This is a genomic window from Pseudomonas lurida (assembly GCF_002563895.1).
Classification (GTDB): Bacteria; Pseudomonadota; Gammaproteobacteria; order Pseudomonadales; family Pseudomonadaceae; genus Aquipseudomonas; species Aquipseudomonas lurida.
On the sequence record NZ_PDJB01000001.1, the window covers coordinates 4,690,391 to 4,716,908 of the forward strand.

Sequence of the window (26,518 nt, forward strand, 5' to 3'; positions counted from 1 at the left end):
AGAAAAACTCTGCCCGGCCTCTGACGAGGCCGAAGGATATCAAGACAGTCAACAAGTGAGGGAAACACCCTATGAGAAGACTTAAGCGTGATCCGTTGGAAAGAGCATTTTTACGCGGATATCAATATGGCGTTCATGGCAAATCCCGTGAGCTTTGCCCATTTACTCTACCGTCGGTACGCCAAGCCTGGATCAATGGCTGGCGAGAAGGACGCGGCGACAACTGGGACGGTATGACTGGCACTGCGGGCATCCACAGACTCAACGAACTTCACGCCGTCGGCTAATCAAGGGCAATTAATTCCGACACCACCTTTGAATTTGTAACGACTTACCATGCACGCCCCATCCGGGCGGCGGGCTTCGGCCCAGGGGGCTCCTTCAAGGAGCCCTTTTTTATGGTGGCGAGGGGACTTGCCGGCATCAGGGGGCGACGCAGCCCCGACACCAGGCGCCGCATTTTCACCTGAAAAATTGCCTGGGCCTTATTGGGCCTGCTTCGCAGCCCAACGCGGGGCAAGCCCGCTGGCCGCAATGGCATCCACCGACTGGCGAATCAACGCCGGCCCCTTGTAGATGAAGCCGGAGTACAACTGCACCAGGCTCGCGCCGGCAGCGATCTTCTCAGCCGCATGCTTGCCTTCGGTAATGCCACCGACCGCGATGATCGGCAAGCGCCCGCCCAGTTCGGCAGCCAGCACCTTGACGATATGCGTGCTCTTGTCACGCACCGGGGCACCCGACAGGCCGCCAGCCTCATCTCCATGGGACAAGCCTTCGACGCCGACGCGGCTGAGGGTGGTGTTGGTCGCGATCACCGCGTCCATTCCCGAATCCACCAGGGCCTGGGCAACCAGCACGGTTTCTTCGTCGCTCATGTCCGGGGCAATCTTGATCGCCAACGGCACACGCTTGCCATGGCGCAACGCCAGGTCTTCCTGGCGCTGGCGCAAGGCTTCGAGCAACTGCTTGAGGGAGTCGCCGAACTGCAGGCTGCGCAGGCCCGGGGTATTGGGCGAACTGACGTTGACCGTGACGTAGCTGGCGTGGGCGTAGACCTTGTCCAGGCAGATCAGGTAGTCATCCACCGCGCGCTCAACCGGCGTGTCGAAGTTCTTGCCGATATTGATGCCCAGGATGCCCTTGTACTTCGCCGCTTGAACACGCGACAACAGATGATCAACCCCCAGGTTGTTGAAGCCCATGCGGTTGATGATCGCCTCGGCTTCCGGCAGGCGGAAAATCCGTGGCTTGGGGTTACCCGGTTGTGGTCGCGGGGTCACGGTGCCGATTTCGACAAAACCGAAGCCCAGCTGTGCAAAACCATCGATGGCCGCACCGTTTTTATCCAGGCCAGCCGCCAGCCCGACCGGATTGGGGAAATCGAGCCCCATCACCGATACCGGCATTTTTGCCGGTGCCTTGCATACCAGGCCATTGAGCCCCAGGCGACCACCGGCACCGATCAGGTCCAGGGACAGATCGTGGGAGGTTTCCGGGGAGAGTTTGAACAACAGCTGGCGGGCCAGGGTATACATGGGCGGGCTAGACTCGGATGGCGGCGAAAGGTGGCGGCGATTATAGCCGGGGTGACAGGTGCCGCGCGAGGCGTGAACCTCAATCATCAGTAGCGATGCGCGACCAACTGCTCATAATACGCCCAGATTTTCTCCGCATACTGCATGCGCAACGCTTCACGCTCAGGCCCCGACCCCGTCCCCGCGTTGTAGGAACCTACTGCCTTCCAGTTGTAGCCAAAGCGCTGGATGAACTCGGCGAGAATCGAAGCCCCCACTTCTACCGACAGGCATGGCTCAGTGAGCAGGCGTTCCTCGGTAATCCCCTGCTTGAGCAGGCTCGGCAGGTGGATGCTGTTGATCTGCATCAGGCCGATGTCTCGGGTGCCATTGCGGTTGGCATGATTCATCGCTTGCGCACGAAAACCCGACTCCACGGCGGCGATCGCTTGCAGCAACTCCGGCTCGATATTGTGCTGGCTGGCAGCCTCCTCCCAGCAAAACGCCAGTGCCTGATTGCTGGCCATCATCACGCTCAGCGCCACGCCCTTGCTCAAGAACCTAGCCACGCTTGACCCACCCATGGCTGACTTGGCCGCAGGACGTGCACACATGCTCCACGCGGTCGGGTGCATGGCCCCCGGTCACCACCGGGCATGTAAAGCGGTAGCCCCGACCGTAGATCGTCTTGATAAAGCCCTTGTCGGCACCCAGGTACTTGCGCAGTGAGTAAATGCAGCGCGTCAGAGATTCCTCGGCAACCTCACCTTGAGGCCAGGCCAGCTCCAACAACCGGTCCTTGGTCATCAACACGCCACCAGATACCAGTAATAGCCGCAACACTTGCCACTCCTTGGGTGGTAACTGAACGTCCGCCCCCGCGCCTGCCAGGCGACCATCGCCATGCAGGACCCAGCACGCAAAGATCAGGGGAGTCGTCGCCCCTCCCTCACCCACGACAGCCATTGCTACCTCGATATCCGACTGCTGACATTGAAGTCCTCACATTCATTACTGGCTCATGTGCCCCTGCCACGACTATACGAACCTGACACACGACTCACGCTAGGAAAAAGCCGATATATCCAGCGGTTTTGGAGACCGCGCCGTAAGACGTTTCACCATTCACCGTTTCCAGGCCGCCGCCTGATACACCTCGCGCCATTCAACGCCCAGTCAGTCACGGTGAGACATCACGCCCCCGACGCACAAACGCACGCTGGACGCGCTCGTATTGCGTAGCCGTCAAGGGCGGTGGCCCTGCGGCGCCCCCTTTCGGCTCGTCCTCCAGGGCCCTGGCCTGGATCACGAACAGCCGTACTTGCGCTGGACGACCAGGCCCTCGCCGTTCTGGCTCCCGCTCGAATGCGCCGAGCCATAGACGCCTGCCCTGAGGTACACGCACCACACTGTTGATGCTCACTCGCCCCACTGCCGTGTTTTCTTCACGCCGCCCCGCCTCGCTCATCTGGCGCTCCTCTCCAACCTCCAGGCGCATCTCGATCTGGTTGGCCTCGGCAAAACGCGGCAGTACGCTGACCTGGGTGCCATAACGCACAGGCTTCCAATCAACCCGATCGTCTCCGGCAGAAGGCAGGTAGAACGTGCGGTTGTCCTGGAACACCGCAGGCACATTCTCTTGGGTGAGAATCACCGGCAATGTCGCCACCCTCGCTCGCCGACGACGCTCCAATGTGCCGATCTTGGCCATCAGGTCACGATCGTCCTGCGGCGCCAGGACTCGCGTCGGCGAAGCGTTCGCGCCCTCGTCCCAGTCCAGGCCGAGCTTCTTGAGTTCAGCGCGCTCCACATCCACCACCCACAGCGAGACCTCGATGGGCCGCTTGGGTATGTCGAGCTCCGCAACCAGGTTCTGGATGAAACTCACCTGCGCCGGCTTGCCCTTGATCAGCAGGCTGTTGCTGTCCGCGTAGGCGATCACGCCAAGACTCTTGTCGGCGAGCAACCCCTCGTGTTCGCTGGCCAGCAGGGTTTCGACCATCGACGCCATGCCCGGTACGGTGACCGGATTGTCGCGCGTGCCGTAGTGCCGGTCTGCGACATCGGTGTTGAGCACCTGGATGACGGCAAAGGCCTGCTTGCCCACCGTCAGGTCAGCTCTTTGCCGGTCCATCAGTTGGGCCAGGCGCAGCACCTGGTCGACATATTTCGGTGGGCCCGACACATAAAATGTTCGCCCTCCATTTTCACGCAAGGGATGACGTGACTCATCGAGGCCCGCGCGGCGCATGAGGCTACGCAGCCGGTCGACGGATATATGCCGCAAGGTTACGGCCGAGCGCGTGGCCTCGTCAGCGTCATAGACATACAGCGCTTGCGCATCGCCATACCAGATCAGCCCCTGTTGCAGCGCAAGCATCTCCAGGGCCTGCTGCGGCGCATCGAAATCCAGCGCTGCGCTGACGCGTTTGCGTGCCACTGCCTGGCTGACGACGATAGGCAACCCGAGCGACTCCGAGAGGGCAGTCAATACGGTATGCAGGCTGTCGTTGTGTGCCTGGTAGAGCGTGCCCCTGGCCAGCACGCTCTGCGACAGCAGCGCGCAAATGAGCGCAACAAACAATAACCATCGGCAAAACCGGAGGCGGGGCATCGTTGCAGGGAAGTCGGCATACACCGTGGCGTTTCCTGGGCGGTCTGGCTAGAGAGTGCCGCCATACTGAAAGGCCGCCTGGTTTGAATCTTGATGGAAAGTTGACGACCGACTCAACCTTCACCCCCGTGGCATGTGCCTTGCTATGAAGTCTGTATCAGAGCCCGCGCCAACGGCGGAGCGAGCTTACGGACAAAGGCGTCGTTACCCACACTGGCTTGCATCGCCATCTGCGGGAACGACGCTTTTTTTTGAATGAAAAGGTAGGTGTTGATGAACGATTCGGCAGGCGACAGCCCGATGAACGACCCGCTGGCCTGGGTCAATGGCAGTGATGCCCCGGAAAAAAGCAGCCTCGACCTGGGTTTCATGGCCTTGAGCGACTGCGCCTCGATGGTGGTGGCGGCCACCCAGGGCTTCGCCCAACCCTACGGCCTGACGCTCAATCTCAAGCGCCAATCATCCTGGGCCAACCTGCGCGACAAACTGGTCAGCGGCGAACTGGACGCCGCCCACAGCCTGTACGGGTTGATCTATGCGGTGCACCTGGGCATCGGCGGCGTCGCGCCCACCGACATGGCCGTACTGATGGGGCTTAACCAGAACGGCCAGAGCATCAACCTGTCCCACGGTTTGCAACAGCAAGGCGTGATCACTCCTGAGGCGCTGGATCGCCACGTGCACCAAAGCCGAACAAAACTGACCTTCGCCCAGACCTTTCCCACAGGCACCCACGCCATGTGGTTGTATTACTGGCTGGCGAGCCAAGGCATTCATCCCTTGCACGATGTGGACAGCGTGGTGGTCCCGCCGCCGCAAATGGTTGCGCACCTGCAAGCTGGGCGTATCGATGGCTTTTGCGTCGGCGAACCCTGGTGCGCCAGCGCGGTGAAGCAGAACCAAGGGTTTACCTTGGCGACGAGCCAGGCGATCTGGCCGGACCATCCGGAAAAGGTGCTCGGCTGCACCCAGGCGTTTGTCGAACAGTACCCCAACACCGCGCGCGTGCTGGTGATGGCTATCCTGGAGGCCAGCCGGTTTATCGAAGAGAGCAGCGAAAACCGCCGCTCCACCGCCCAACTGCTCAGTGGGCGCGAGTACCTTGACGCTCCACTCGACTGCATCGAACCACGACTGCTGGGCGCCTATGACGACGGCCTGGGCAACCAGTGGCAAGATCCCCACGCCCTGCGTTTTTTCGCCGGTGGCGAGGTGAACCTGCCCTACCTTTCCGACGGCATGTGGTTCATGACCCAGTTCCGGCGCTGGGGCCTGTTGCGTGAGGATCCCGACTACCTGGGCATTGCCCGCCAGGTGCAGCAACTGGCGCTCTACCGTGAAGCGGCCAAGGCGCTGGGCATTGCCGACAACGGCCATGACATGCGCAGCAGTCAGTTGATCGACGGCAAGGTCTGGGACGGCGCCGACCCCACCGGCTATGCGCGCAGCTTCCGCCTGCATGCCATGGCAGAACCTTCCAGCCGCCACGCCTTGCGCTGACAGGAGGCCCCCGATGCTGCGAATCCTGTTGATCAACGACACCCCGCGCAAGGTCGGCCGCCTCAGGGCGGCGCTGATCGAGGCCGGTTTTGAGGTGATCGATGAGTCCGGCCTGACCATTGACCTACCCGCGCGCGTCGAAACGGTGCGCCCGGACGTCATCCTGATCGATACCGAGTCACCGGGCCGCGATGTGATGGAGCAAGTGGTCTTGGTCAGCCGCGACCAACCCCGTCCCATTGTGATGTTTACCGACGAGCACGACCCGAACGTAATGCGCCAGGCGATCAAGTCCGGCGTCAGCGCCTACATCGTCGAAGGCATCCAGGCCCAGCGCCTGCAGCCGATCCTCGACGTGGCCATGGCCCGCTTTGAAAGCGACCAGGCCTTGCGCGCCCAACTCCACGCGCGCGACCAGCAACTGGCCGAGCGCAAGCGCATCGAGTTGGCCAAGGGCATGTTGATGAAAATGAAAGACTGCAACGAGGAAGAGGCCTATACCCTGATGCGCCGCCAGGCCATGAGCCGTCAGCAGAAGCTGATCCAGGTGGCGGAGCAGATTATCGCCATGAGTGAGTTGCTGGGCTGATCGGGCTCAGCGATTGCTCTTGGCGCAGCTCTTGCTAAGTAAACATCACAGGTAGCCAACGGCGGTTGCCCCTCCACGACAAAGACGTCGCACACCCGGTTTGCCCTCGCGAACCCGGTGGCGGCGTTTTTTCGTTTTGGCCCCGGAGACGGGGCCGGTGGGGCGGCCTTAGCCGGCTGTTCCATCACCAGGCCTTCTTACAAGACTCCCAACCGTTGAGGTGCGTGATGAAATCAAGCTTCTGGAAATCCGGGCACACCCCGACCCTGTTTGCCGCGTTCCTGTATTTCGACCTGAGCTTCATGGTCTGGTACCTGCTGGGCCCCTTGGCGGTGCAGATTGCCGCCGACCTGCACCTGACCACCCAACAACGCGGCCTGGTGGTGGCGACACCCATCCTCGCGGGTGCGGTGCTGCGCTTCCTGATGGGCATGCTGGCAGACAAACTGTCGCCCAAGACCGCCGGCCTGATCGGCCAGGTGATTGTGATCTGCGCCTTGTTCGGCGCCTGGAAACTGGGCATCCACAGTTACGAACAAGCCCTGCTGTTGGGCGTGTTCCTCGGCATGGCCGGCGCTTCCTTCGCGGTTGCACTGCCGCTGGCTTCCCAATGGTACCCGGCCGAGCACCAGGGCAAGGCCATGGGCATCGCTGGCGCGGGCAACTCGGGCACCGTGTTCGCCGCGTTGCTGGCGCCTGTGCTGGCGGCCGCATTCGGCTGGAGCAACGTCTTCGGCTTTGCATTGATCCCGCTGGTGCTGACCCTGATCGTGTTTGCCTGGCTGGCGCGCAATGCCCCTAAACGGCCCAAGGCCAAGTCCATGGCCGACTACTTCAAGGCGCTGGGCGACCGTGACAGCTGGTGGTTCATGTTTTTCTACAGCGTGACCTTCGGCGGCTTCATCGGCCTGGCAAGCGCGCTGCCCGGTTACTTCAACGACCAGTATGGCCTGAGCCCGGTAACTGCCGGCTACTACACCGCCGCCTGCGTGTTCGGCGGCAGCCTGATGCGCCCACTCGGTGGCGCCCTGGCAGACCGCTTCGGTGGGATTCGCACCCTGCTGGGCATGTACAGCGTGGCGGCAATCTGCATTGCGGCAGTGGGCTTCAACCTACCAAGTTCATACGCGGCGCTGGCCCTGTTCGTTTGCACGATGCTCGGCCTGGGTGCGGGTAATGGCGCAGTGTTCCAACTGGTGCCGCAGCGCTTCCGTCGAGAAATCGGCGTGATGACCGGCCTGATCGGCATGGCCGGCGGCATTGGCGGCTTTGCCCTGGCCGCGGGCATGGGCGCGATCAAACAAAGCACCGGCAGCTATCAGATGGCGTTGTGGCTGTTCGCCAGCCTGGGCGTGCTGGCCTGGTTCGGCCTGCATGGCGTGAAGCGTCGCTGGAGAACCACCTGGGGCTCGGCTGCCGTGACGGCTGCGCGGGTCTGATGAGCCTGCAACTGAGCATCGCCCACGCCAGTGCCATCGGGCCACGCGCGGAAAACCAGGACGCGCTGCGGGTGGTAACGCCCGTGGCCGAACTGGCGGCGAGCAAAGGCCACCTGTGCGCCATCGCCGATGGCGTGAGCCAGTGCGCCGACGGTGGCTTGGCCGCGCGCTCGACCTTGCAGGCGCTGGCCCTGGATTACTACGCCACGCCGCAAACCTGGGGCGTGGCCCAGGCCCTGGAGCGTCTGTTGCTGGCCCAGAATCGCTGGTTGCAAGCCAACGGCGGTGGCCAGCCCTTGCTGACAACCCTCAGCGCCCTGGTGTTTCGCGGCCAGCGCTTTACCCTGGCGCACGTCGGCGATTGCCGGGTTTACCGCTGGCTGGACGGCGAACTGCAACGCATCAGCGAGGACCACGTATGGGAACAGCCGGGCATGCAGCATGTGCTCAAGCGTGCGCTCGGCCTGGATCAACACTTGGTGCTGGACTTTCTCGACGGCCAGTTGCGCGAAGGCGAATGTTTCCTGCTGCTCAGTGATGGCGTTTGGGCAACCCTGGGCGATCACAGTATTCAGGCGATTCTGCGCGAACAAACGGACCTGGAGCTGGCCGTCAACACCCTGGTGAACGCCGCCCACCTGGCTGGCAGCCAGGACAATGCCAGCGCCCTGCTGGTACGCGTTGACACCCTTGGCGCGGCAACCCTGGGCGATGCCCTGGTGCAGTTGCAACAATGGCCACTGCCGCCCCTGCTGAAAGCCGGCCAACACTTTGAAGGCTGGCAGGTGGAAAGCGTATTGGCGCAAAGCCGGCAATCGTTACTGTACCGGGTGCGAGATGCCCAGCAGCAGCGCTGGCTGCTAAAAACCCTACCCTTGAGCCGCGACGATGACCGCGATGCTGGCCAGGCCTTGCTGTCGGAGGAGTGGTTCTTGCGGCGAGTCGCCGGGCGGGCATTTCCTGAAGTCCATTCCGGCAACGGGCGCCAGCATTTGTACTACGTGATGCGGGAATATTCCGGCCAAACCCTGGCCGAACTGTTTCAGCATCAAGGCCCCTTGCCCCTGGCGCAATGGCAGTTGATAGCCGAACGTTTGCTGCGTGCAGTGGGCATGCTGCATCGGCGGCAGATCCTGCACCGCGATATCAAGCCGGAAAACCTGCTGCTGGGTGACGACGGCGAACTGCGCGTTCTGGACTTCGGCCTGGCGTACTGCCCGGGCCTGTCGCAAGACCACGCCCACGCACTGCCGGGCACGCCAAGCTTTATCGCACCGGAGGCGTTCAACGGCGACCGCCCCACGCCCCAGCAGGATTTATACAGCGTTGGCGTCAGCCTGTATTACCTGCTGACCGGGCACTATCCCTACGGTGAGATCGAAGCCTTTCAACGGCCCCGGTTTACCCAGCCTGTCAGCGCCAGCCGCTACCGCCCCGACCTGCCGGATTGGCTGCCCCTCAGCCTGGAGCGGGCCGTGGCGGCTGAGCCAGCCGACCGTTACGAAACCGCCGAAGAATGGCTGCGCGTGCTCGAACACGCGGACCGCCAAGAACTGAGTATCCGCGCCAGGCCGTTGCTGGAGCGTGAACCCTTGAAGGTCTGGCGCACCCTGGGACTGCTATCGATGCTGATCAACCTGGTGCTGTTGTACTCACTCTTTCACCGCTGACGTCATCCCTGGACGAGGAACCCTTTATGAATGCAAAAGTCTGGCTGGTAGGCGCAGGTCCCGGCGACCCGGAGCTGTTGACCCTCAAGGCCGTGCGCGCCATGCGCGAAGCCGATGTGGTGCTGATCGATGACCTGGTCAACCCGGCAGTGCTGGAACACTGCGTTGGCGCGCGAGTGATTACCGTGGGTAAACGCGGCGGTTGCCGGTCGACGCCGCAGGACTTTATCCATCGCCTGATGTTGCGCTACTCACGCCAGGGCAAATGCGTGGTGCGGCTCAAGGGCGGCGACCCGTGCATTTTCGGGCGGGGTGGTGAAGAGGCAACGTGGCTGCGCGAACGCGGCGTCGAAGTGGAACTGGTCAATGGGATCACAGCGGGGCTGGCGGGGGCGACGAACTGTGCGATTCCGCTGACATTGCGCGGCGTCAGCCGTGGCGTGACGCTGGTGACGGCACACACCCAGGATGACAGCAGCCTGAACTGGCGTGCGCTGGCCGAAGGGGGGACGACACTGGTTATTTACATGGGTGTGGCAAAACTTGAGGAGATCCGCCAGCAATTGTTGGAAGGCGGGATGGCAGCGGATATGCCCGTGGCGATGATCGAAAATGCATCGCTGCCCCAGCAACGCGAGTGCCGCAGTCAACTGTCGCATATGCATGAAGCGGCGCAGGCATTTGCGCTGAAGAGCCCGGCCATTCTGGTAATCGGCAAGGTCGCCGCCGCTGAGCAAGCCGCTTATGTCACTGCGGCAGCCAGCGCCTGAGGTAAATCGCAGGCGAAAAAAAGCCCGGCCTAAGCCGGGCTTTTTTCTACCACTCAGTAATTACTGAGCTTGAGCTTCTACCGACGCTTCTACGCGACGGTTAACAGCACGACCAGCTTCAGTTGCGTTGTCAGCAACTGGGCGGGATTCGCCGTAACCTACTGCGGTGATGCGGCTAGGAGCAACGCCGTCTTTAACCAGGACTTGCTTAACAGCGTCAGCACGACGCTGGGACAGCTTCTGGTTGTAAGCGTCTGGACCTACGGAGTCAGTGTGACCAGCAACTTCTACGTTGGTAGCTGGGTACTGAGCCATGAAGTCGGCCAGGTTTTTCACGTCGCCGTAGCTGTTAGGCTTAACAACCGACTTGTCGAAGTCGAACTTAACGTCCAGCTCAACACGAACAACCTGAGCAACTGGAGCTTCTGGCTCTGGAGTTGGCTCTGGAGCTGGTGCTGGGGTAGGAGCTGGAGCAGCTGCGCCAGCGTTACCGCCGAAGTTCACGCCCAGGCCGACCAGTGCGGAGTAGTCCCACTTGCCGTTGTCCAGACCGTAGTCAGCTTCAACACCGGCACGAGCGTACAGGTTGTTGGTGAAGTAGTACTTCACGCCAGTACCAACGGTAGCGAAAGTGGTCTGGTCGCGACCGCTGTGGCCGTCAGCCTGAACGTTGGTACGGCTCTGGTGACCGAAACCGCCTTCTACGTATGGACGCAGGCTGTCTACGCCAGCTTGACCGAAGTGATACTGGGCAACCAGGCTGCCGGTATCGCCTTTGATCTTCTGGTTACCAGTACCGTCGTTCGAACGGGTGTGGTTGGTCTTGTCGTAGGACAGGTTCAAGGACAGATCGTCGGTCAGGAAGTAACCGATGCGAGCGCCAGGATTGAAGCCGTCTTCGATGTGCTTGACGCTATCGTTGTACTGCTTCTTGTAGAACAGCTCGCCTTCAACTGCGCCTTGGCCTTGTGCCAGAACGCCGAAAGAAGTAGCGGCAATAAGAGAACCAATGGCCAAGCCCAAGGTGTTTTTCAGTTTCATCCGTTAAATCCCCATCTGGTGATTGTAAAGCAGTCCCACAAACCGGGGGACAACTCGGCGACAAGTCTAACAGAACTTGCCTACACGTAAGAGATATTTGCCACGCACTAAGTTTCAGTCTCGCCCGCAAATTTCTCACGTAATTTATCAAGAGCACGTTTGTAACGCATTTTTGTAGCACTCAAACCCATGTGCATGATGTCAGCGATTTCCTGAAATTCCAGCTCTGCGACAAATCGTAGCACCAGAATTTCCCGGTCAATCGGGTTCACATACACCAACCAGCGATCAAGTCCGCCCTTCTCCTCGGGTGCCGGCGCCTTTTCTTCAGACGCCTCCTCAAGGGGGTCAAGACTCAACGCGTCCATCAAGCGACGCTTTCGCCGTTCCTTCCGATACTGCGTGATGCACTCGTTGTACGTGATGCTGTACAGCCATGTCTTGAACTTCGATTTGCCCTCGAAGTTCTTCAGGCCGTACAGGACCTTGAGCATCACTTCCTGACAGACATCATCCGCATCTCTATCGTTCCCTAAATACCTTGAACAAACGTTGAACAGAGTGCGTTGATACCTGCGCATCAATTCTTCGTACGCGCGAGTTACGTGAAACAGCTCCGTGTGCGAGCGCGCGACCAACTCCTCATCAGAGAGCTCACGGGGGTCATAGCGCGTGGACAGCGTTTGGGCTTTATTCAAAACAAGTCGTGCCGACAGTCAGGTCAATGTCCGCCACGGCCCGATCAGCTGGGCCAGCGGCGGCGTACATTAGCAGGGTTTGCCGGTTTAGCGGCTACTGACCTGCTGCTCCAGGAGAATCCGGTTGGACAGCGACACCAGGTCGCCGTCATCGGTCAGCACTGTCGTCTTGACTGTGCCGATCTCCTCGATTTGCCCTTCGACCTCGCCTACACGCACCTGTTGCCCTACTTGATAAAGCTCACGCACATAGATTCCCGCAAGAATCTGACCGGCAATTTCCCGGCTTCCCAACCCCATGGCCAGCGCAACGGCCAGACCAACGGTAATCAAAACGATCACAATAACGTGGTTGAGCAGGTCAGTCTTGACCTCCAACTGGCTGATCGCGACCGAAATACTGATGATGATGACCAGTCCCTGGGCAATTCGTCCCAGGCCGGCGGCATAGTCCAGCCCCACGCCTTCGGCGGCGCCGCGCACCAGCCCGTTGGCCAATTGCGCCAGCAACACACCGACCAGCAGTACCAGCGCGCCGCCAAAAACCTTCGGCAAATACAGCGCCAGCATGTCGAGCGTAGCTGAAACTCGCTCGAGTCCAAGGGATTGAGCCGCAGAAACCAGAAAAATCAGCAAAACAAACCAATAAACGATCTTGCCGATCAATGTCGAGATCGGTACCTGCAGCCCGGCACGCCCCAGCAGCTTGGTCAGGCCGGTGCCCGCCATCAGCCGGTCAAGGCCCAGTTTGGCGAGCAATTTGGACAGCAGAGTGTCGAGCAGTTTCGCCACGACAAAACCCAGCAACACCAGTACCAGGGCACCAAACAGGTTGGGAATGAAATTCGCCACCTTGGTCCACAATGCGGTCATCGCGGTGACCAGGCTCTGGGTCCAGAGATCAAGTTCCATATTCAATCAGCCTTATCAGCAGTGCGAGCAAGAGGTTTACGACGGGAAACCGGCGATACGTGGGCCGAACCGTTGTTCAGGGCCATCATCAACGCCGGCACCCAGCGACCGAGCAGCCCGAACAGGTCACCCGCCCCGACCTGGCGGTTGGCGGTTTTCAACACGCGGCCCAGGCAGGCATCGTCGTCGCGGTTGGACGGCGAGGCATTGAGCATGTCACGCAAAGACTGTTCGAACGGATCGTGCATAAAGACCTCTCGCAAGTGTTTTAAAAGACGAGGGTAAAATTCTTGGGGTCACATAGGACCCTTCCTACGTTCAGGTCATATTCAGCTCAAACCCAGCGCAATCGTCGAAAAAGCCACCACTGCCCAAGGGCAACAGAGGCCATCAACAAGCACGCCACCAGGAATCCGTAGGGGCTGGAAGAGAACGGAATCCCGCCCACATTTATGCCCAGCAGCCCGGTGAGAAAACTCATGGGCAGGAAGATCCCGGTGATGATCCCGAAGCGGTACATGGTGCGGTTCATGCGTACGCTCAGGCGTCGGTCTTCGGCCTCCAGCACAAGCCCCACGCGCTCTCGGGTCAATTCGAGCTCTTCCAGATAGCGGGTGAGGCTGTTGTTCAATTCGTTCCAGTAGTCAGCATCGTCGTCACAGAACCAGGGCAATTTGATCCGCGTGAGCTGGGCAAAAATATCCCGCTGCGGGGCTAGGAAACGCTTCAGCCCTGCCGCTCGTCGACGGATCTGCAAGACACTGCCATGTTCGGGAGTATACCGTTCGTCGGTATCCAGTTTTTCTTCCTCTATATCGACGATTTCAGACAGGTCGCTGACCAGATCCTGCACTTTATTGGTCAGGTACTGCGCCATATAAAGGATGAGTTCAGACGCGGTCTTTGGCCCCTTGCCATCCGCCAGTTGCACGAGCAACTCGTCGGTCGCGCGCAGCGGGCGCAAACGCAGGGAAATCACCCGGCTGGCCGCGGCGAAGATACGCACCGAAACCATGTCTTCGGGCTCAGCCCCAGGGTTGAGGTTGACGCCACGCAGGAACAGCAACAGTTCCGAGTCCGGCAGCGGCAACAGGCGCGGCCGGGTGTTCTCCTCCAGCAGCAGGTCACACGCGAATTCGCTCAAGCCGCTGGATTTGCGCAGCCAGGTCTGGGTTTGCGGGTGACTGCGATCCCAATGCAGCCACAGGCTTTCCTGGGGCTGCAGCTGCAAGTCGTCGAGCTCTGTCCGGGCAATCGAACGCGCACCGCCTTTACCGTCCAGCACCAGGGCATGCACCAGCCCCCATTGCGCGTTTTCTTCCTCGAACATCCTTACCCCATCGATTATTGCGGTTTATTCAGGCATTTTCAGCGGGCTGGGCGACACGATCACGCCATTGTTGTCGGCGTAGATGTACTCCCCCGGGCGGAACGTCACACCGGCAAAGGTGACCACCACGTTCAGGTCGCCGATGCCGCGCTTGTCGGTCTTCATCGGATGGCTGGCCAGCGCCTGCACGCCGAGGTCGGTCTGGGCAATGACGTCCACATCGCGGATGCAACCGTAGATCACCAGGCCTTCCCAGCCGTTTTTCGCGGCTTTCTCGGCGATCATGTCGCCCAGCAGCGCGCGGCGCAGGGAGCCGCCACCGTCGACCACCAGCACCTTGCCGGCGCCAGGCTGGTCGGCTTGCTCCTTGACCAGGGAGTTATCTTCGAAGCATTTGATGGTGACAATCTCGCCACCGAAGGAATCTCGGCCACCGAAGTTGCTGAACATCGGCTCAAGCACCTGCACCAGGTCCGGATAGGCGTCGCACAGGTCGGGGGTCACGTAATGGTTCATTGAAAAATTCCTTTCTGTCAAAGAAGTGTCTTTCGAAAGAAGCGCCAGCCCAAGCAGGTGCGAAACATCCCATCCGCTTCGCCGCAACGCAATAGCCACTGCGCGACTGAATATGACCAGAAGCGTTTAACGCGTCATATCTTAGCCGCAACCACACACGAGTGAAACGCCCTTGGCAGAGCGCTGCCTCAAACCGTGGCCAGCACCTCGGCCTGCGCGCCAACCACAGGGGTGAGCGGATCTTTCAACCATTGTTCCACCAGTGGCCACACTTCGGCCTGCGCGGATTTGCTGACAAGCATTTCCACGTGCCCGAAATCCTCGGTAAACCCTTGCTGGCGGCCCAGGCACACATACTGACGGTGCTCTGACCCGACTTGCTCGAACAGCTTGCGACACGCCCAGTCGGGGTCCTGGCGGTCGCCGGCAGCACTGACCGCCAACAACGGCACATCGACGCCTGCCAGGCCTTTCCACCAGTCGTTTTTACCTTCGCCAAAGCGCCCTAGCAGGCCATTCCAACGCATGGCCTCGATCAACACACCCGCGGGCTCGTCTTCCGGCCCCCGCTTGAGCCGCGGGCCGGACAATTCACCGAAACGCTTCAAGAGCAGGCGGCCGGTCCACTCCACCGGTGGCAGTTTCAACGGCCAGTGAGTGCGGCTGACCTGGCACCCAAACAAGGCCACCGAAGCCACTGCCGGTGCGCCCAGGTGCTGGCCACCCAGGGCTGCCGCCAGAGTCGTGCCGCCCAGGGAATGGCCGATCCAATGGGGGATCTGCCGGCTTTGCTCACGCACAAACGCGCCGATGGCCGGCAAGTCATAGCGCGCATAGTCAGCGACCCGATTGCGGGCGTAGTCATGATTGCGCTTGGACAAGCCATGCCCGCGCATTTCCGGGATCCACACATCAAACCCCTGGCGCGCCAGGTAGGCGCCCAGGCCAATCCCCTTGGGCGAATACCAGAAGCGCCGGTTGGAAAAACTGCCATGCAACAAAATAACCGGTATGCCCCGGTTTTCCGGGACATCGGCCAGGCCCAGACGGGTAACCGCCAGCTCGACGGTGCCGTCGGGGCTGTTACCGGGTTTGAGGCGGTAGACATCTTCACTCAGGTCGCCACGACGTTCAGCGCTGATCAGGGCGACGGGAAACAGGTTGCTGCTGCTTTGCATAATGCTCTTGCACAAAAAAGGGCGGCGTCCGGAAGGAGTCCCGCCCTGCACAGATAAGAATGCCGGTCACCCTCGACAGGTGACCGGCACTTTTGACGTCACGACCTTAGGCGGGCGCTTGGCCTTCCGCCAGGAAGAACCAGGTTTCCAGCACGGAGTCGGGGTTCAGCGAGACGCTTTCGATGCCCTGTTCCATCAGCCATTTGGCCAGGTCAGGGTGGTCGGAAGGGCCTTGGCCACAGATACCGATGTACTTGCCGGCCTTGTTACAGGCCTGGATGGCATTGGCCAGCAGCTTCTTGACCGCAGGATTTCGCTCATCGAACAGGTGGGCGATGATCCCGGAGTCGCGGTCCAGGCCCAGGGTCAGCTGGGTCAGGTCGTTGGAGCCGATGGAGAAGCCGTCGAAGAACTCCAGGAATTCCTCGGCCAGGATGGCGTTGGACGGCAACTCACACATCATGATCACGCGCAGGCCGTTTTCGCCACGGGACAGGCCGTTTTCAGCCAGCAGGTCGACCACTTGGCTTGCCTCGCCCAGGGTGCGCACGAACGGCACCATGATCTCGACGTTGGTCAGGCCCATCTCGTTGCGCACGCGCTTGAGGGCGCGGCATTCGAGTTCGAAGCAGTCACGAAATGCTTCGCTGATGTAACGCGAGGCACCACGGAAGCCCAGCATCGGGTTTTCTTCTTCAGGTTCGTAGAGCTTGCCGCCGATCAGGTTGGCGTATTCGTTGGACTTGAAGTCCGACAGGCGCACGATGACCTTTTTCGGGTAGAACGCCGCTGCCAGGGTGCTGATGCCTTCTACCAGCTTCTCGACGTAGAAGCCCACCGGGTCGTTGTAGCCGGCGATGCGCTTGTCGACGCTTTCCTTGATGTCCAGCGGCAGGCCGTCGTAGTTCAACAGGGCCTTGGGGTGCACGCCGATCATGCGGTTGATGATGAACTCCAGGCGGGCCAAGCCCACGCCGGCGTTCGGCAACTGGGCAAAGTCGAAGGCGCGGTCCGGGTTGCCGACGTTCATCATGATCTTGAACGGCAGGTCCGGCATGGCATCGATGGAGTTCTGCTTGATGTCGAAGCCCAGTTCACCTTCGAAGATAAAGCCGGTGTCGCCTTCGGCACAGGACACGGTAACGCCCTGGCCGTCCTTGAGCAGTTGGGTAGCGTTGCCGCAGCCCACCACCGCAGGAATCCCCAGTTCACGGGCGATGATCGCCGCGTGGCAGGTCCGCCCGCCACGGTTGGTGACGATGGCGCTGGCGCGCTTCATCACCGGTTCCCAATCCGGGTCGGTCATGTCGGAGACCAGTACGTCGCCGGGCTGGACTTTGTCCATTTCGGACACGTCCTTGATGATCCGCACCTTGCCCGCGCCGATGCGCTGGCCGATGGCACGGCCTTCAACCAGCACAGTGCCGGTTTCCTTGAGCAGGTAGCGCTCCATGACATTGGCCGAAGTCCGGCTCTTCACGGTTTCCGGACGGGCCTGCACGATGTACAGCTTGCCGTCGTCACCGTCCTTGGCCCATTCGATGTCCATCGGGCACTTGTAGTGCTTTTCGATGATCATCGCTTGCTTGGCCAGCTCGCTGACTTCGGCGTCGGTCAGGCAGAAACGCGCGCGCTCGGCCTTGTCGACGTCAACGGTTTTAACCGAGCGACCGGCCTTGGCCTCGTCGCCGTAGATCATCTTGATGGCCTTGCTGCCCAGGTTACGGCGCAGGATGGCCGGGCGACCCGCTTCGAGGGTGCCCTTGTGTACATAGAATTCGTCGGGGTTGACCGCGCCTTGTACGACGGTCTCGCCCAGGCCGTAGGCGCCGGTGATAAACACCACGTCACGAAAGCCCGATTCGGTATCGAGGGTGAACATCACGCCGGCGGTGCCGGTTTCCGAACGCACCATACGCTGCACACCGGCAGACAAGGCCACCAGCTTGTGGTCGAAGCCCTGGTGCACGCGGTAGGAAATCGCACGGTCGTTAAACAGCGAGGCGAAGACTTCCTTGGCCGCGCGGATCACGTTTTCCACGCCGCGGATGTTCAGGAAGGTTTCTTGCTGGCCGGCAAAGGAGGCATCCGGCAAGTCTTCGGCGGTGGCCGAGGAGCGCACGGCGACGGCCATGTCTGGATTGCCGGCCGACAGGGTGGCGAAGGCGGTACGGATTTCTTCGTTGAGCTTCTCGGGGAACTCGGCTTCCATGATCCATTGACGGATCTGGGCACCGGTCTTGGCCAAGGCGTTGACGTCATCGACGTCCAGGGCGTCCAGCGCGGCGTGGATCTGAGCGTTGAGGCCGCTCAGTTCGAGGAAATCGCGGTAAGCCTGGGCCGTGGTGGCGAAACCACCGGGCACCGACACACCAGCGCCTGCAAGATTACTGATCATCTCGCCGAGGGATGCGTTCTTGCCCCCCACGTGCTCTACATCATGGACGCCGAGCTTATCGAGGGAAACTACGTACTCTACCAAGGTGATCTCTCCACTTTCTGTGTTGGAAAAGCTCAGGACGCCGGCTGCTCAGTAGGAGCGTTCACCAGCGCTTGTGGCCTGGACCTGGAAAATAAGTGAGAATGCGGCCCACTGCGGGACGGCAAAATCGCGCCTATCATATCCAAGATTCGCCATCAGCTTAAGGCCCAGGGCTCAAATGAAACGATCTGCTTTCTTTATCTCCGACGGCACCGGCATCACAGCCGAAACACTGGGTCAAAGCCTGCTCGCGCAGTTCGAAAACATTACCTTCGCCAAATTCACGCGGCCTTATATCGACAGCGTGGATAAAGCGCGGGCCATGGTACAACAAATCAATCTGGCGGCTGAAAAAGACGGTTGTCGGCCGATCATTTTCGACACCATCGTCAATCAAGACATTCGTGAGATTCTCGCGACGTCGAATGGTTTCATGATCGACATTTTCTCGACGTTCCTGGCACCCCTGGAGCAGGAGTTGAGTGAACACTCCTCCTATTCGGTCGGAAAGTCCCATTCCATTGGCCATAACTCCAACTATATGGAGCGTATCGAGGCGGTGAACTTCGCCCTCGACAACGACGATGGCGCCCGCACCCACTACTATGACAAGGCCGACCTGATCCTGGTGGGCGTGTCACGCTGCGGCAAAACGCCCACCTGCCTGTACATGGCCATGCAATTCGGTATCCGCGCGGCCAACTACCCGCTGACCGAGGACGACATGGAGCACTTGACGCTCCCGGCCGCCCTGCGCGCGCACTCGCACAAGCTGTTCGGCCTGACCATCGACCCGGACCGGCTGACGGCGATCCGCAATGAGCGCAAGCCCAATAGCCGCTATTCGAGCTATGCCCAGTGCGAGTTCGAAGTGCGTGAAGTGGAAAATCTGTTCCGTCGCGAAAATATTGCGCACATCAATTCCACGCATTTTTCGGTGGAAGAGATTTCGGCGAAGATCCTGGTGGAGAAAGGCGTGGAGCGCAGGTTCAAGTAGTGCCTGTTGCTTGAACTGGCCCCTTCGCGGGCCTGCGCGCTCCCACAGGGGCTTGCCTATCAAGTGTGGGCGCGGGCTGGCTCGCGAAGAACGCCAACGCGGTAAACCTGCCTACAAGTGGAACCTGCCCCCGCCCTGCCCCAACGCCGTCGCCAACGCATCGAAGCCCGCCCGCAACAACTGATCATCCCCCGACGTATTGCAGATACTCGCCCGAATGAACTGCGGCACCGCCGTCTGCCCCACGGCAAAGGCTTCGGCGGTGGCAATCAGGTAGTTGTTTTGCTTGAGCTCCGCCTCGATTTCCGATGCGCGCCAGGGCTCCGGCACTTCAATCCAGAAATGCGGGCTGTTGAGATGGGTGCGGTATTCCAGGCCCGCCAGCAGGTCGCGCACCAGGGCCTTGCGCCGGCTGATCTCGTTGATCTGCTGGCGCAGCAGGTATTCCGCCGTACCGTTTTCGATCCACTGGGTGGCCAGTTCAAGGGTGACAGGCGTGGCCATCCAGCAGGTCGAACGCAGCGCTGCCGAAATGCGACTGACGAGCGCGGGCGGCGCATGCACATAGCCCACGCGCAACCCGGCAGACACCGCCTTGCTCAGGCTGCTGATCAAAATCGTACGTTCAGGTGCGAAATGGCTGAGGGGCGGCGGCCGGTCTTCCACCAGTACACCGTGGGCTTCGTCTTCAAGAATCAGCAGATTGTGTTCGCGACAGACTTTGACCAACGCTTCGCGACGCGCCACTGAAAGCACGGCGGTGGTCGGGTTCTGAATTGTCGGCGTGCAATACAAGGCTGAAATCCGGTGGTTACGACAGACTTCGTCCAGTGCGCTCGGCAGCACGCCTTCCTCGTCCATCTCCAGGCCGATCAAGCGAATCCCCAGCATGCGCGCGGCCGTAATGAGGCCAGGGTAAGTCAGTTGTTCGGTGACCACCGTATCGCCCGCCCGCAACAGCGCCATCATCGAGCACAGCAAGCCGTGCTGGCCGCCGTTGACGCAGATGACCTGCTCGGGAATCGGATGAAAGTCACGCTGCACCAGCCATTGTGCGCCCGCTTCACGGTAGCGTGGCAAGCCGGCGTCCGGGGTGTAGGCACTGATGTCCTGGAGGAACTTGGCATTGGTCGACAGGGTTTGGAAGCTCTGGGCCAGGAACACGGTCTCCTGCCCCGGGATGTGCATGTTTCGGCTCATGTCGAAGTACTGGCGCGGTTCCTCGCTGAAGTTGCGAAAACCCTCATCGCGCTGGCGCTCCATCCCACGCTTGCGCACGAAAGTGCCGTCACCGACCCGTGCCACAACCAACCCCAGGCGTTCCAGTTCGCCGTAGGCACGGCTGATGGTGCCGATCGTCACACCCAGGTTGTCGGAAAGCACCCGATGGGGCGGCAGTTTTCTTCCCGGTTCAATCAAGCCTTCGAGGATGCCCCGTTCCATGACATCGGACAGGCGCTTGTACTTCACGCCCTGCCCGTTGGACAACCCCTCACGCATAATTGACACCATGTCAATATTTGTTTTGACAGCCATCTTTCGCCCTAATAGTGTGCTTTTACGGGTTCAATCGCCGAATTTTACAACTCATTACAAGCTCAATATAGAGTTCAATTCCGGCTCAGGGAAGCAATAAACGATGCCAATGTCCGCCGTTCTCGAAAACACCGCCAAGACAAAAACCCAAAAACAGTGGCTGGCCGGGCTGATCACCAGCGTGATGTTCCTGATCGTATGCCTGAGTTGGGGCACCACGTGGCTTGGGATCAAGATTGCCGTGGAGAGCGTGCCGCCACTGACGTCCGCCGGCCTGCGCTTCCTCATCGCCTTCCCGCTGTTCCTGTGCTTTGCCATGGTGCGCCGCGAGCCCATCCTGTTTCCCCGCGAGAGCCGATGGTTCTTCGTGTTCGTGACCCTGTCCTACTTCAGCGTGCCCTACTACCTGCTCAACTATGGCGAGATGCACGTATCGTCCGGCCTGACCGCGCTGCTGTTCAGCTGCATGCCGGTGTTCATCCTGATTTTTTCCGCGCTGTTCCTGCGCGAGCGCATCTATTTTTCCCAGGTGGTCGGCATCGGCATCGGTTTCGGCAGCCTCTACATGATCATCAAGAGCCAGGGCCTGCACCTGGACCACGCCGAGTTCCTTGGCGTACTGGCGATCCTGACCGCCGCGATCATGCATGCCTTGTGCTACGTCATTACCAAGCAGAAAGGCAGCGCCATCAGTGTGATCACCTACAACACCCTGCCCATCGGCATCGCCGGGCTGATGCTGTTCGTCGCCGGGCTATGGTTTGAAACACCGACCTTCGACGCCATCACCCTGCGTTCGTGGGGTGCCTTGTTCTACCTCGGGCTGGTGGCCTCGGTGGGCGGGTTCATCGTGTACTTCATGCTGCTCAAGCGCCTGAGCCCGATCATCCTGTCATTCGTGTTCATCATCTTCCCAGTGTTCGCGGTCATCATTGGCGCCTGGTACGAAGGCGTGTCGATTTCCCGCGACCTGATGCTGTACTCGGCCGTCCTGCTGGCCGGCTTTGCGATCACCAAGTTGCCGGTTGAAAAACTCCTGGCCAAGAAAAATTGACCCTTTCACAGCAACGCGAGAGAAACATGGACGTCCTCCGCCCAAAAGCCCTGGAACAGATCTACGCCCACGCCAACCGCAGCTACCCCGAGGAGTGTTGTGGCTTTGTCTTCGCCGACGGCAGCGTGTACCTGGGCAGCAATATCCAGAACGAACTGCACCGCAAGAACCCCGAGATGTACCCGCGCAGCGCGGCCAACGGCTACACGTTCTCGGTGGCCGACACCCTGCTGCTGAACAAGGCGTTTCGCAGCGACAACCCGGTGGTGATGATCTACCACTCCCACCCGGATGTCGGTGCCTACTTCAGCGACGAAGACCAGGACAAGGCGCTGTTCATGGGCGAGCCGATCTACCCCGTCAGCTACCTGGTGGTAGACGTTCGCCAGGGCCAGGCCCTGGGTTCCAAGCTGTTTGCCTGGGATGGCAAGCATTTCGCCCTTCAACCTTTCAACGACCTGCACACGGAGTTGTCCATGAACGCTGTCTCTTTCCCCGACATTCTGGTTCGCGTGGCCAAGCTGCCGGAATCGACCCTCGAGGGTTCCGGATCGACATTGCGCGAAGTCATTGAAAACCTCTGCAGCAGCCACCCGCAGTTACGCCCGCACCTGTTCCACGAGAAGAACAACCAGCTCAAGGAACACTTTCTGTTTACCGCCGAGGAAGCGTTGATCGACGCCGACGAGCCACTGCCCGAAAAAGCCCGCATCGAGGTGCTGCTGGCTACCTCCGGCGGCATCGACGTCGACACACTGAGCAATGAAGAAGTGCAACGCTATGTGCGCCACATCACCCTGCCCGGCGTCGGTCGCGAAGGCCAGTTGAACCTCAAGAAAGCCAAGGTGCTGATCATCGGCACCGGCGGCCTGGGCTCGCCGATCAGCCTGTACCTGGCCGCCGCCGGTATCGGCACCCTGGGGCTGGTGGACTTCGACGTGGTGGAAAGCAGCAACCTGCAACGCCAGATCGTCCACGGCAACAGCACACTGGGCATGCCCAAGGTAGAGTCCGCCAAGCAGCGCCTGCAAGACCTCAATCGCCATATCCAGATCAACGCCCACGACACTGCGCTGAATGCCGACAACGCGCTGGAACTGGTAGGCGCCTACGACCTGGTGATCGACGGCACCGACAATTTCGACACCCGCTACCTGGTCAACGACGCCTGCGTGCAACTGGGCAAGCCGTTGGTATACGGCGCCATCTACCGCTTCGACGGGCAGATCAGCGTGCTCAACTATAAAGGCGGGCCGTGCTACCGCTGCCTGTTCCCCAGCGCGCCGCCCGCCGAACTGGCCCCCAACTGCAGCGCCGGTGGCGTGATTGGCGTGTTGCCCGGTGTGGTCGGGATGATCCAGGCCACCGAGGCCATCAAGTTGCTGATTGGCATTGGTGAACCCTTGTCCGGCCGCTTGATGCGTTTCGATGCACTGGCAATGAAGTTCAGCGAGATCCGCTTCAAGCGCCGTGCCGATTGCCCCTGCTGCTCCGAGGCTCGCCACAGCGACTCCCTGGCGCCCACCGCCTGCGCGGATGCCGTGCCCAGCCAACCGTCCCTGGCCGAAGAGCGCTACATCAAGCCCCGCGTGCTCAAGCAGGTACTCGAACACCACAGCAGCGCCGACGTGCTGCTGGACGTGCGCGATGCCAGCGAACTGGAGGTATGCAAGCTGCCGGGCGTGGTGCACATCCCCCTGGCCGAACTGGACGGCCACCTCGACAGCCTCAGCCGCGACAACACCCACTACCTGATCTGCTACGCCGGTAGCCGCGCCGAACAAGCCGCCAGTACCCTGCTGGCCGCCGGTTTCGCCAACACCAAAGTCCTGCAGGGCGGCATGAAGCATTGGGTGCGCGACGTCGAACCCGATATGCCTTTGTATTGAGCCGAGGACTGAATGATGTTGCACAACTCCATTCTCGACGTGATCGGCCAAACGCCTATCGTGCGCCTGGCGCAGTTCTCCGAAGACCTCGGCATCGAGGTCTATGCCAAGCTCGAATCCCTCAACCCCGGCGGCAGCCACAAGGCGCGCATCGCCCTGGGCATGATCCTCGATGCCGAGCGCCGGGGCGTGCTGATCCGTGACTCCGGGCAAACAATCATCGAGCCCAGCGGCGGCAATACCGGCATCGGCCTGGTCATGGCCGGCAACGTACTGGGCTACAAAGTGGTGCTGGTGATCCCCGACAACTACAGCCCCGAAAAACAGAAACTGCTGCGCCTGTACGGTGCCAAGGTAGTGCTGTCGGACAGCCGCCTGGGCAACAACTCCCATGGTGAAAAGTGCATGGAACTGCAGCTGGAAAACCCCAGCTACGTGATGCTCAACCAACAGCGCAATGGCGCCAACCCGCAAACCCATCGCGACACCACCGCACCGGAAATCCTGCGCGCCTTCGGCGAGCAACGGGTGGACTACTTTGTCAGCGGCATCGGCACCGGCGGGCATATCACCGGCATTGGCGAAACCCTGAAAGCCGCCTGGCCAGCCTTGCGCGTCATGGGTGTGGAACCGGAAGAATGCGACCTGCTGAAAAACCAGCACGCGCCCCATCATATCCAGGGCCTGTCGATTGGCCTGATCCCGAGCATCCTCAACCTGGACGTGATCGACGGCATGCTCAAGGTCTCGCGCCAGGCCTGCATCGACATGATGAAACGCATCATGCGCACCGACGCCATCAGCCTCGGCTTGTCGTCCGCTGCCAACATGGTGGCCATCGCACAGCTTGCCCCGGAACTGCCGCCCGAAACGGTGGTATTGACCATGGTCTACGACAATGCCGACAGCTACCTGCCCAGTTTCGAATAAGCGGTTTTCCAACCAACCACATTACGGGGGTGCCTTCATGGGGGGCTTTATCGACATGCAACAGTTGCACGATGAGTTGCTTACTCACCTCATCAAGACCCTCACACCCGTGCAGATGAAGCAGTTGGAACCGCACCTGGCTCCGCTGGTCCAGAACGCCGCCCAGGCGGTCGCCGAAGACCTGATCGCCTACGCCTACCGGGACCCGGCATCACGCGGGCGCGGCGAGTTGATCCTGGAGTCCTACGCGTCGTTCAAAGCGGTGCTGTACTACCGGCTGGCGCACTTGGTATGGAATTTCCCCGACCAGACCAACGGCATGTTTTCCCGCATCGCCCTCAAGCTGAGCAACCAGGGCAAGGTGCTTTCCGGCGCGGAGATCCACCCGGCGGCGCGTATCGGCCGGCGCTTCGTGCTGGACCACGGCTACGGCACGGTGATCGGCGAAACGTGCGAGATCGGTAACGACTGCTACATCCTTTGCGGCGTGACCTTGGGCGCCCGCGGTATCGCCAACAACCCCGACGGCAAGCGCCACCCGCGCCTGGGCAACAACGTCGAGGTCGGCTCCGGTGCCCGCGTGCTGGGCTATGTGCTGATCGGCGACAACGTGTTTATCAGCCCCTCCTGCGTGATCACCCAGGATGTACCCGCCGGCACCAAGGTGAAGGTGGTGAACCAGATCCAGCTGCAAAAAAATGACGAGTCGGACCACAGCAATTACCTCGGCGCCTTCGCCCTGGATGAGCGTCTGCACGTGGTCGGCGAGGTCAATACCAGCCACAAGGTCACGGTGCTGGATGCCGACTTCCACCCCTTGCCCGGGTTGATGCTGGAGCCAACGGTAAAAGAACGTCACCACCTGCAGTTTCGCCTGCACCGTGTCGAGTCGGGTAACCCGCTGCCGCGCCTGCCACTGAACCTGAAAGTCTGCGGCCCCGAATTTGAAATCACCCTGCTTTCCCCCCCTGGCTTGAGTGCGATGGTGCGTTCCTTGTTGCAAGCCAGCCCACTGATCGTCGGAGGTTGAACATGTCCGTGCATACCATGGAAACCCTGGCGCTGTTCGACAGCGCGCCTTATCAGAACGCCTTCAGCGCCCGGGTGATTGCCGTCAGCGAACACGGCGTCGCCCTGGAACACACGCTGTTCTACCCCACGGGTGGCGGACAGCCGGGAGACACCGGCCACCTCACCCTGGCCGACGGCACGCGACTCGACGTCACCGGCACGGTACGCGACCCGGTGGTGCGCTCCATCATCTGGCACCAGGTGGAACACTGCCCCGCCCAGTTGACCGCTGGCGTGCAGGTGGACGCCGGCCTCGACTGGGATCGGCGCTACCAGCACATGAAGATGCACACCTGCCTGCATTTGCTGTGCTCGATCATCGACGCCCCCGTGACGGGTTGCAGCATCAGTGCAGATAAAGGCCGCCTGGATTTCGACCTGCCGGAAATGACCCTCGACAAAGACAGCATCACCCGCGACCTCAATGCACTGATCGAACAGGCCCACCCGGTAAAAACCCTGTCGATGCCGGCCACCGAGTATTCCACCTTGCTGCAGATCACCCGTACGCAGGCAGTGGCGCCGCCGGTGGTCCAGGGCTCGGTACGTGTCATTGAAATCGCCGGCATTGATATCCAGCCGTGCGGGGGCACCCATGTGATCAACACTGAAGAAATCGGCCGGGTGTTCTGCGAGAAAATCGAGAAGAAGAGCAAGCACAATCGCCGGGTGATCCTGCGATTTGAATAACCCTCGAGTCCAACACGGCCTCTGTGGGAGCTGGCTTGCCTGCGATAGCATCACCGCGGTTTGCCTGGAACACTGAGGCGCCCGCATCGCAGGCA

Annotated in this window: 25 protein-coding genes; 12 read left to right on the top strand and 13 right to left on the bottom strand. The window is 60.8% G+C overall.

Annotation, left to right across the window (positions count from 1 at the left end):
• Nucleotides 1-71: 71 nt before the first annotated feature.
• Entirely contained in the window at nt 72-287 is a 216-nt protein-coding gene (rmf, locus tag ATH90_RS21200; protein WP_002553055.1) for a ribosome modulation factor, read from the top strand.
• A gap of 198 nt (nt 288-485) precedes the next feature.
• Here the strand turns inward: rmf and ATH90_RS21205 are convergent, their stop codons facing one another.
• The 4 genes from ATH90_RS21205 to sctC all read right to left on the bottom strand — a co-directional run bounded on the left by ATH90_RS21205 (nt 486) and on the right by sctC (nt 4,131).
• Entirely contained in the window at nt 486-1,538 is a 1,053-nt protein-coding gene (locus tag ATH90_RS21205) for a quinone-dependent dihydroorotate dehydrogenase (RefSeq protein WP_034108214.1), read from the bottom strand.
• A gap of 86 nt (nt 1,539-1,624) precedes the next feature.
• Nucleotides 1,625-2,047: a transglycosylase SLT domain-containing protein gene (locus ATH90_RS21210; RefSeq protein ID WP_244906020.1), complete on the bottom strand. Its 423-nt coding sequence runs from the start codon at nt 2,045-2,047 to the stop codon at nt 1,625-1,627.
• A gap of 31 nt (nt 2,048-2,078) precedes the next feature.
• Entirely contained in the window at nt 2,079-2,483 is a 405-nt protein-coding gene (locus ATH90_RS21215) for a winged helix-turn-helix domain-containing protein (protein WP_098467203.1), read from the bottom strand.
• 214 nt (nt 2,484-2,697) lie between these two features.
• Nucleotides 2,698-4,131 (bottom strand): type III secretion system outer membrane ring subunit SctC, encoded by a 1,434-nt coding sequence (gene sctC, locus ATH90_RS21220; protein WP_098467204.1) that lies wholly within the window; start codon nt 4,129-4,131, stop codon nt 2,698-2,700.
• Nucleotides 4,132-4,404: 273 nt separating this feature from the next.
• Between sctC and ATH90_RS21225 the strand changes: the two genes are divergently transcribed.
• The 5 genes from ATH90_RS21225 to cobA all read left to right on the top strand — a co-directional run bounded on the left by ATH90_RS21225 (nt 4,405) and on the right by cobA (nt 10,099).
• Entirely contained in the window at nt 4,405-5,631 is a 1,227-nt protein-coding gene (locus ATH90_RS21225) for a CmpA/NrtA family ABC transporter substrate-binding protein (RefSeq protein WP_034108220.1), read from the top strand.
• A 13-nt stretch (nt 5,632-5,644) separates the two neighbouring features.
• Nucleotides 5,645-6,220 carry an ANTAR domain-containing response regulator gene (locus ATH90_RS21230; protein WP_034108222.1) on the top strand — a complete coding sequence of 192 codons (576 nt, stop codon included), beginning with the start codon at nt 5,645-5,647 and terminating at the stop codon, nt 6,218-6,220.
• Between the two features lie 227 nt (nt 6,221-6,447).
• Nucleotides 6,448-7,659, top strand: a complete 1,212-nt coding sequence (locus tag ATH90_RS21235) for a nitrate/nitrite transporter (RefSeq protein WP_098467205.1) — start codon at nt 6,448-6,450, stop codon at nt 7,657-7,659.
• Nucleotides 7,659-9,329 carry a bifunctional protein-serine/threonine kinase/phosphatase gene (locus tag ATH90_RS21240; RefSeq protein WP_098467206.1) on the top strand — a complete coding sequence of 557 codons (1,671 nt, stop codon included), beginning with the start codon at nt 7,659-7,661 and terminating at the stop codon, nt 9,327-9,329. The genes ATH90_RS21235 and ATH90_RS21240 overlap by 1 nt, the downstream gene beginning before the upstream one ends.
• A 26-nt stretch (nt 9,330-9,355) precedes the next feature.
• On the top strand, nt 9,356-10,099 hold the full coding sequence (gene cobA / locus ATH90_RS21245; RefSeq protein WP_098467207.1) for a uroporphyrinogen-III C-methyltransferase: 744 nt from the start codon (nt 9,356-9,358) through the stop codon (nt 10,097-10,099).
• A gap of 60 nt (nt 10,100-10,159) precedes the next feature.
• Here cobA and ATH90_RS21250 read toward each other — a convergent pair whose 3' ends face one another.
• The 8 genes from ATH90_RS21250 to ppsA form a co-directional block, all read right to left on the bottom strand.
• A complete protein-coding gene (locus ATH90_RS21250) occupies nt 10,160-11,140 on the bottom strand; it encodes an OmpA family protein (RefSeq protein WP_015885346.1) in 981 nt (326 codons plus the stop codon).
• A gap of 107 nt (nt 11,141-11,247) precedes the next feature.
• Entirely contained in the window at nt 11,248-11,838 is a 591-nt protein-coding gene (gene sigX, locus ATH90_RS21255) for an RNA polymerase sigma factor SigX (protein ID WP_010208495.1), read from the bottom strand.
• An 87-nt stretch (nt 11,839-11,925) separates the two neighbouring features.
• Entirely contained in the window at nt 11,926-12,750 is an 825-nt protein-coding gene (locus tag ATH90_RS21260; protein WP_003175519.1) for a mechanosensitive ion channel family protein, read from the bottom strand.
• Between the two features lie 2 nt (nt 12,751-12,752).
• A complete protein-coding gene (locus ATH90_RS21265) occupies nt 12,753-12,998 on the bottom strand; it encodes a hypothetical protein (protein ID WP_025854229.1) in 246 nt (81 codons plus the stop codon).
• Between the two features lie 86 nt (nt 12,999-13,084).
• Nucleotides 13,085-14,080, bottom strand: a complete 996-nt coding sequence (locus ATH90_RS21270; RefSeq protein ID WP_034108226.1) for a zinc transporter ZntB — start codon at nt 14,078-14,080, stop codon at nt 13,085-13,087.
• A gap of 24 nt (nt 14,081-14,104) precedes the next feature.
• Nucleotides 14,105-14,596, bottom strand: a complete 492-nt coding sequence (gene rraA / locus ATH90_RS21275) for a ribonuclease E activity regulator RraA (protein ID WP_010208490.1) — start codon at nt 14,594-14,596, stop codon at nt 14,105-14,107.
• A gap of 188 nt (nt 14,597-14,784) precedes the next feature.
• Nucleotides 14,785-15,774, bottom strand: coding sequence for an alpha/beta fold hydrolase (locus ATH90_RS21280; protein WP_034108227.1), 990 nt, complete (start codon nt 15,772-15,774; stop codon nt 14,785-14,787).
• Between the two features lie 106 nt (nt 15,775-15,880).
• On the bottom strand, nt 15,881-18,256 hold the full coding sequence (gene ppsA / locus ATH90_RS21285; RefSeq protein ID WP_034108228.1) for a phosphoenolpyruvate synthase: 2,376 nt from the start codon (nt 18,254-18,256) through the stop codon (nt 15,881-15,883).
• A 178-nt stretch (nt 18,257-18,434) separates the two neighbouring features.
• Between ppsA and ppsR the strand changes: the two genes are divergently transcribed.
• Nucleotides 18,435-19,253: a posphoenolpyruvate synthetase regulatory kinase/phosphorylase PpsR gene (ppsR, locus tag ATH90_RS21290; RefSeq protein ID WP_003230310.1), complete on the top strand. Its 819-nt coding sequence runs from the start codon at nt 18,435-18,437 to the stop codon at nt 19,251-19,253.
• A 111-nt stretch (nt 19,254-19,364) separates the two neighbouring features.
• Here ppsR and ATH90_RS21295 read toward each other — a convergent pair whose 3' ends face one another.
• Entirely contained in the window at nt 19,365-20,789 is a 1,425-nt protein-coding gene (locus tag ATH90_RS21295) for an aminotransferase-like domain-containing protein (RefSeq protein ID WP_034108230.1), read from the bottom strand.
• A gap of 160 nt (nt 20,790-20,949) precedes the next feature.
• Between ATH90_RS21295 and ATH90_RS21300 the strand changes: the two genes are divergently transcribed.
• Genes ATH90_RS21300 through ATH90_RS21320 form a run of 5 tightly spaced genes read left to right on the top strand, consistent with a single transcriptional unit; the run spans nt 20,950 to nt 26,423 of the window.
• Complete coding sequence (locus ATH90_RS21300) at nt 20,950-21,843, top strand: DMT family transporter (RefSeq protein WP_164403606.1); 894 nt, start codon at nt 20,950-20,952, stop codon at nt 21,841-21,843.
• 26 nt (nt 21,844-21,869) lie between these two features.
• Nucleotides 21,870-23,732 carry a molybdopterin-synthase adenylyltransferase MoeB gene (gene moeB / locus ATH90_RS21305; protein WP_098467208.1) on the top strand — a complete coding sequence of 621 codons (1,863 nt, stop codon included), beginning with the start codon at nt 21,870-21,872 and terminating at the stop codon, nt 23,730-23,732.
• A gap of 15 nt (nt 23,733-23,747) precedes the next feature.
• Entirely contained in the window at nt 23,748-24,662 is a 915-nt protein-coding gene (locus tag ATH90_RS21310) for a PLP-dependent cysteine synthase family protein (protein ID WP_069078758.1), read from the top strand.
• Between the two features lie 37 nt (nt 24,663-24,699).
• Complete coding sequence (locus ATH90_RS21315; RefSeq protein ID WP_034108235.1) at nt 24,700-25,692, top strand: serine O-acetyltransferase; 993 nt, start codon at nt 24,700-24,702, stop codon at nt 25,690-25,692.
• A gap of 2 nt (nt 25,693-25,694) precedes the next feature.
• Entirely contained in the window at nt 25,695-26,423 is a 729-nt protein-coding gene (locus ATH90_RS21320) for an alanyl-tRNA editing protein (protein ID WP_034108237.1), read from the top strand.
• The last annotated feature ends 95 nt before the right edge of the window (nt 26,424-26,518 follow it).

Bases quoted from the DNA above. Each gene is read 5' to 3' on its own strand.
- rmf (WP_002553055.1), top strand. From the start codon at position 72: ATGAGAAGACTTAAGCGTGATCCGTTGGAAAGAGCATTTTTACGCGGA.
- ATH90_RS21205 (WP_034108214.1), bottom strand. From the start codon at position 1,538: ATGTATACCCTGGCCCGCCAGCTGTTGTTCAAACTCTCCCCGGAAACC.
- ATH90_RS21210 (WP_244906020.1), bottom strand. From the start codon at position 2,047: ATGATGGCCAGCAATCAGGCACTGGCGTTTTGCTGGGAGGAGGCTGCC.
- ATH90_RS21215 (WP_098467203.1), bottom strand. From the start codon at position 2,483: ATGGCTGTCGTGGGTGAGGGAGGGGCGACGACTCCCCTGATCTTTGCG.
- sctC (WP_098467204.1), bottom strand. From the start codon at position 4,131: ATGCCCCGCCTCCGGTTTTGCCGATGGTTATTGTTTGTTGCGCTCATT.
- ATH90_RS21225 (WP_034108220.1), top strand. From the start codon at position 4,405: ATGAACGATTCGGCAGGCGACAGCCCGATGAACGACCCGCTGGCCTGG.
- ATH90_RS21230 (WP_034108222.1), top strand. From the start codon at position 5,645: ATGCTGCGAATCCTGTTGATCAACGACACCCCGCGCAAGGTCGGCCGC.
- ATH90_RS21235 (WP_098467205.1), top strand. From the start codon at position 6,448: ATGAAATCAAGCTTCTGGAAATCCGGGCACACCCCGACCCTGTTTGCC.
- ATH90_RS21240 (WP_098467206.1), top strand. From the start codon at position 7,659: ATGAGCCTGCAACTGAGCATCGCCCACGCCAGTGCCATCGGGCCACGC.
- cobA (WP_098467207.1), top strand. From the start codon at position 9,356: ATGAATGCAAAAGTCTGGCTGGTAGGCGCAGGTCCCGGCGACCCGGAG.
- ATH90_RS21250 (WP_015885346.1), bottom strand. From the start codon at position 11,140: ATGAAACTGAAAAACACCTTGGGCTTGGCCATTGGTTCTCTTATTGCC.
- ATH90_RS21260 (WP_003175519.1), bottom strand. From the start codon at position 12,750: ATGGAACTTGATCTCTGGACCCAGAGCCTGGTCACCGCGATGACCGCA.
- ATH90_RS21265 (WP_025854229.1), bottom strand. From the start codon at position 12,998: ATGCACGATCCGTTCGAACAGTCTTTGCGTGACATGCTCAATGCCTCG.
- ATH90_RS21270 (WP_034108226.1), bottom strand. From the start codon at position 14,080: ATGTTCGAGGAAGAAAACGCGCAATGGGGGCTGGTGCATGCCCTGGTG.
- rraA (WP_010208490.1), bottom strand. From the start codon at position 14,596: ATGAACCATTACGTGACCCCCGACCTGTGCGACGCCTATCCGGACCTG.
- ATH90_RS21280 (WP_034108227.1), bottom strand. From the start codon at position 15,774: ATGCAAAGCAGCAGCAACCTGTTTCCCGTCGCCCTGATCAGCGCTGAA.
- ppsR (WP_003230310.1), top strand. From the start codon at position 18,435: ATGAAACGATCTGCTTTCTTTATCTCCGACGGCACCGGCATCACAGCC.
- ATH90_RS21295 (WP_034108230.1), bottom strand. From the start codon at position 20,789: ATGGCTGTCAAAACAAATATTGACATGGTGTCAATTATGCGTGAGGGG.
- moeB (WP_098467208.1), top strand. From the start codon at position 21,870: ATGGACGTCCTCCGCCCAAAAGCCCTGGAACAGATCTACGCCCACGCC.
- ATH90_RS21310 (WP_069078758.1), top strand. From the start codon at position 23,748: ATGTTGCACAACTCCATTCTCGACGTGATCGGCCAAACGCCTATCGTG.
- ATH90_RS21315 (WP_034108235.1), top strand. From the start codon at position 24,700: ATGGGGGGCTTTATCGACATGCAACAGTTGCACGATGAGTTGCTTACT.
- ATH90_RS21320 (WP_034108237.1), top strand. From the start codon at position 25,695: ATGTCCGTGCATACCATGGAAACCCTGGCGCTGTTCGACAGCGCGCCT.